General features: G+C 67.4%; 5 protein-coding genes. 3 read left to right on the top strand and 2 right to left on the bottom strand.

Annotated features, from left to right (window positions below):
* Nucleotides 1-145: 145 nt before the first annotated feature.
* Nucleotides 146-1,090 carry a LysR family transcriptional regulator gene (locus GJV64_RS11390; protein ID WP_164157340.1) on the bottom strand — a complete coding sequence of 315 codons (945 nt, stop codon included), beginning with the start codon at nt 1,088-1,090 and terminating at the stop codon, nt 146-148.
* A gap of 102 nt (nt 1,091-1,192) precedes the next feature.
* On the opposite strand from GJV64_RS11390, the gene GJV64_RS11385 reads away from it, so the two are divergent.
* Nucleotides 1,193-1,489 (top strand): hypothetical protein, encoded by a 297-nt coding sequence (locus GJV64_RS11385; RefSeq protein WP_164157339.1) that lies wholly within the window; start codon nt 1,193-1,195, stop codon nt 1,487-1,489.
* Between the two features lie 99 nt (nt 1,490-1,588).
* On the opposite strand, the gene GJV64_RS11380 is transcribed toward GJV64_RS11385, so the two are convergent.
* A complete protein-coding gene (locus tag GJV64_RS11380) occupies nt 1,589-2,092 on the bottom strand; it encodes a globin (protein ID WP_164157338.1) in 504 nt (167 codons plus the stop codon).
* A 200-nt stretch (nt 2,093-2,292) separates the two neighbouring features.
* On the opposite strand from GJV64_RS11380, the gene GJV64_RS11375 reads away from it, so the two are divergent.
* Nucleotides 2,293-2,889, top strand: coding sequence for a DnaJ domain-containing protein (locus GJV64_RS11375; protein WP_164157337.1), 597 nt, complete (start codon nt 2,293-2,295; stop codon nt 2,887-2,889).
* Between the two features lie 105 nt (nt 2,890-2,994).
* On the top strand, nt 2,995-4,728 hold the full coding sequence (argS, locus tag GJV64_RS11370; protein WP_408014990.1) for an arginine--tRNA ligase: 1,734 nt from the start codon (nt 2,995-2,997) through the stop codon (nt 4,726-4,728).
* Nucleotides 4,729-4,811: the final 83 nt, after the last annotated feature.

Raw genomic sequence — 4,811 nt, 5'->3', positions numbered from 1 at the left:
GCGCGGGCCGGCGCCGGCAGCCAGCGCCGCTGCCCGGGCCCCAGCTGCCAGCCCGCCACGCATCATAGGCCCGGCGGTAATCGTGGTGCGCGGCACCGAACAGCAGGTGGCCAGCGTCCTCTCACCGCCCTGATTGACCGGCCTGTCACCGCATCTGCGCGAGATTCTTCAGCCGGCCATCGGCCAGCGCCTGCTTCACGTGATCGATGAAGGCGCGCAGCTTGGGCAGCACTTGGGCATGGCCGGGATAATGCAGGAACAGGCCCGGGCTGACGGCGGCCATCGGCTCCAGCACCGCTTCCAGGGTGCCTTCGGCCAGTTGCGACATCACCAGCTCATCGGCAATCTGGACAAGGCCCAGCCCGCGTTCCGCCATCGCCATTGCCGTCCGGTAATCGTTCACGATCACCCGGCCGGTCACATTCACATCAATGGCGCGCCCACCATCGACATAGCGCCAGGGCAAGATTGCCCCGCCCGACAGGCGCTGCCGGATGCACTGGTGGCCCTTGAGGTCGGCCGGCGTGGTTGGGCGGCCATGGGCATCGAGATAGGCGGGCGTCGCCACCGTGAGGAAGCGGAAGGGCGCAGACAGGCGCACGCTGATCATGTCGGCCTCCAGCAGTTCGCCCAGCCGGATGCCGGCATCATGGCCGCTGCTGGCAAGGTCGATCAGCGCGTCCTCCGCCGCCACCTCCACGTCCACATCCGGGTAGGCGGCACAGAAATCGGCGATGATCGGCTCGATCAGCAGCGGCACCACGGCGCGCGGCATGTTGAGCCGCAGCAGCCCGGCCGGCCGCTCGCCGAAGGTGCGTGCGCCTTCCCAGGCATTGACCAGGCTGGCAAAGGCGGGCGCCGCCTGCGCATGGAACTGCTGCCCCGCCTCGGTGAGCCCCACCGACCTGGTGGTGCGGATGAAGAGCGGCACCCCCATCCGTTCTTCCATCTGCTTGACCGTCTGGCTGACCGCCGACGGCGTCACCCCGAGATCCTCGGCCGCGGCCCGGAACGAGCCGCGCTCGGCCACCCGCAGAAAGCATTCGAGCCCATCCAGCAGGTTGCGCGGGATTGTGTAGTTCTGCTTCATGGGGTGCCAATCATTATCAGGATTATCTTGGTTCCGAGTGTCGCTTAAAACCTCCTCATCGGCAACCGGCAATCACCGCCGATCGGAAAAGGAACCCAGACAATGACCACCAGCTTCACCATCGACCGCCTGACCATCACCGGCCTCGCCATCGCCGCCATGCTGCCCTTCCTGGCGCTGAGCCCGGCCAAGGCCGCCAGCGTCAACTGCCAGGCCGAAGTGGCGGCCGTGCAGGCGCAGGCTGAAGGCGCCACTCCGGACGCCGCCGCCAAGGCGCTGCGCACCGCCCGCCTGGCCGAGAAGATCTGCGCCGAAGGCAACCGCTTCGAAGCCGCGAAGAAGTTCGCCCAGGCCCGCCAGCAGCTCGATACCGGCGTGCAGCTCGCCCAGAATCGCTGATCAGGGCCGCTGATCCAAGGCCCAGGGCCTCAACAGCCAGACCGTTCCTCCCTGCCCCGGCCCGCGCCTCCCCCTCAGGCGCTGGCCGGGGCCTTTTTGTCAGCGCAGCGGGAAGAATAGCCCACGTTCCGCCACCGGTGGCAGGATGGCATCGGGATCGATCTTGCGCGGCTCGGCACTGCTGCCCGGCAGCGCGGCCAGCGTCGCGGCGGCACGGGCGACCACCAGCGCCCATGCGTCGTCCATCGCCGGCGTGAAGTCAGCGCCGCAGGCCTCGCGGATCACGCTGGCGACGATCGGCACGAAATCGGCGAAGATGGTGCGCGATATGCCGTAAGCATCGTGGGTCACCGCCTCGGTTCCCAGAAAGGCGCCGCCCCAGCCGCCTTCGGGGGCATGGGGCGCGGCCAGGTCAAGGATCATCTCGATGCTGCGGGCCAGCATCTCGCCGCGGATGCGCCCCGAACGGTCACGCCAGAATTCCGCCTCCATCTCCGGGTGCCGCGCGAAAAGCCGTGCATAGACGGCAGCCTGCGGATCGCCGATGGCGGCCACGGCACGTTCGAGACTGGCCTCGATGGCGGCGGGATGATCGCTGGTCATGGTTGTGATGCTGAACCGGCGGAGCACGGCCGACAACTACCAACAACGGCAAGACTCAGCGGCGCGTTAACCAAATCGCCATATTGACAAGCCTGACCAATTGTTTAATACATTGTTTAGTAGTTGTTGGTTGCGTATCTAGGGTTGGGGCAACCAACTGTTCGCAAGGCGCTTGTCGGATGCGCGGTGAGGGGGTTGCCATGAACGAAGATCGTTCCTTCGTTGATTATTATGCGGTGCTCCGGGTCCATCCCGAATGCGATGCCCGCACGCTGGAAATCGCCTATCGGCGGCTGGCCAAGCTCTATCATCCCGATCATTCGGACACGGCAGACATCGACAGCTTCCGCGCCGCAACCGAGGCCTATCGCGCCCTGAAGGACCATGGCCGCCGCGCGGCCTATGATCAGCGCTTTTCCGCCCACACCGGCTATGTCTTCGCCAATGCCGATTCGATCCTGGCCGAGGAGCGCGCTGCGCTGTCCGATGCCGAAGTCCATGCCGAAACGCTGATGCTGCTCTACAAGCGCCGCCGCGAACGGGCGAGCGACCCCGGCGTTGGCCCCTATGAACTGCAGAGCCAGCTTGCCTGTTCGGACGAAGCCTTCGATTTCCACATCTGGTATCTGAAATCCAAGGGGCTGATCGAGACGACCGACGCCGGCACGCTGGCCATCAGCATTGCCGGGGTCGATCACGTGATCAGCGAATCGCGCGTCGCCGCCAGCGAGAAGCTGCGCATCACGCAGTTCGGCCAGGGCCAGCGGTCGTGGCCGCGGGAGGCCGTCGCCGCCTGACCGGACGGCCGGCAGCGGCCGCCTCTGGCCCAAGTGCATGGACGCGGCCGACAGCAGCCGCTAGGGAACGGGCCTCAAGCATCGTCAGCCCGAAATGCCGCGCCCGTGAACCTGCCACCCAATCTGTTCAGCCATTTCGCCACCGTCCTGCGCGCCGCCCTTGGGGAACTGGTGGCTGCCGGTACGCTGCCTGCGGGCCTGTCCTTTGCCGCCGTGACGGTGGAGCCGCCGCGCGATGCCAGCCACGGCGATCTCGCCACCAACGCCGCCATGGCGCTGGCCAAACCGGCCGGCCTCAACCCGCGCGCGCTGGCCGAGGCGTTGGCCGCAAACCTGCGCGGCAAGCCCGGCATCGTCGCGGCAGAAGTGGCCGGGCCAGGCTTCATCAACCTGCGGCTGGCCGACAGCGTGTGGCACGGGCAGATCAGGGCCATGCTGGCAGCTGGAAGCGATTACGGTCGCAGCAATGTGGGCGCCGGCCGGCCGATCAATGTCGAATATGTGTCTGCCAATCCCACCGGGCCGATGCACATGGGCCATTGCCGTGGCGCCGTGGTGGGCGATGCGCTGGCCGGGCTGCTCGCCTTTGCCGGCTGGGCGGTGACCCGCGAATATTACATCAACGATGCCGGCGGGCAGGTGGACACGCTCGCCCGCTCCGCCCATCTGCGCTACCGCGAGGCGCTCGGCGAAGCCATTGAAATTCCGGAGGGACTTTACCCCGGCGACTATCTGGTGCCGGTGGGCGAGGCGTTCGCCGCCGAGTTCGGTGACCGCTATGTGGCGGCGCCCGAGGCGGAATGGCTGGCCCTGTTCCGCGCCCGCACCGTGGCGCTGATGATGGAGCGCATCCGTGCCGACCTCGCCCTCCTGGGCATCGTGCAGGATGTCTATTTCTCGGAAGCCGGGCTGGGCGCGCGCGTGCAAGAGGCACTGGACGCGTTGAAGGCCAAGGGCCTGATCTATGAGGGCGTGCTGGAGCGGCCCAAGGGCGAAGCCGCCGACGACTGGGAGCCGCGCCCGCAGACGCTGTTCCGTTCGACCGATTTCGGCGACGACCAGGACCGGGCGATGATGAAGTCGAACGGCAGCTGGACCTATTTTGCCGGCGACGTCGCCTATCACTGGGACAAGCTGAGCCGGGGCTATGCAGCGCTCGTCAACATCTTCGGCGCCGACCATGCCGGCTATGTGAAGCGCATGACAGCGGCGGTGAAGGCGCTTTCCGACGGCGCCGTGCCGCTCGACATCAAGGTGGTGAACCTGGTGAAGCTGCTGCGCGCCGGCGAACCGGTGAAGATGTCGAAGCGCGCCGGCACCTTCGTCACGCTTGGCGAAGTGGTGGAAGAGGTCGGCAAGGACGTGGTGCGCTTCGTGATGCTCACCAAGCGGCCGGAATCGCCGATGGATTTCGATTTCGCAAAGGTGGTGGAGCAGAGCCGCGACAACCCGGTCTTCTATGTGCAGTACGCCCACGCCCGCATCGCCTCGCTGGGCCGCAAGGTGGCCGAGGCCGGCATCGCGCTGCCGGCGCCCGATCTTTCGCTGCTCGATGGCGATGAACTCGCGGTGGTGAAGCTGGCCGCCAGCTTCCCGCGCATCATTGAGCAGGCCGCCGAAGCGCGCGAGCCGCACCGCATTGCCTTCTACCTGGGCGATCTCGCCGCCGCCTTCCACAGCCAGTGGAACGCCGGCAACGATGACCCCGCCCGCCGCTTCGTGCTGACCGAGCGGCCTGACCTCACGGCCGCCCGGCTGGCGATGGCGCAGGCGGTGGGCCAGGTGATCCGGAACGGCCTTGCCGTGATCGGGGTTGCGGCCGCCGAGGAACTGCACTGATGGTGCGCGCATGAGCAATGGTCGCGACGAGGACGCCCCCTGGCTGGCCGAGGCCGCGCCGCTGGCGCCGCCGCGGCCCCGCC

The organism is Sandarakinorhabdus rubra (assembly GCF_010994245.1).
In the GTDB taxonomy this organism is placed as follows: Bacteria; Pseudomonadota; Alphaproteobacteria; order Sphingomonadales; family Sphingomonadaceae; genus Sandarakinorhabdus; species Sandarakinorhabdus rubra.
The sequence above is the reverse complement of the archived record's forward strand: the minus strand, read 5'-3'. Positions and strand labels throughout refer to the sequence as shown.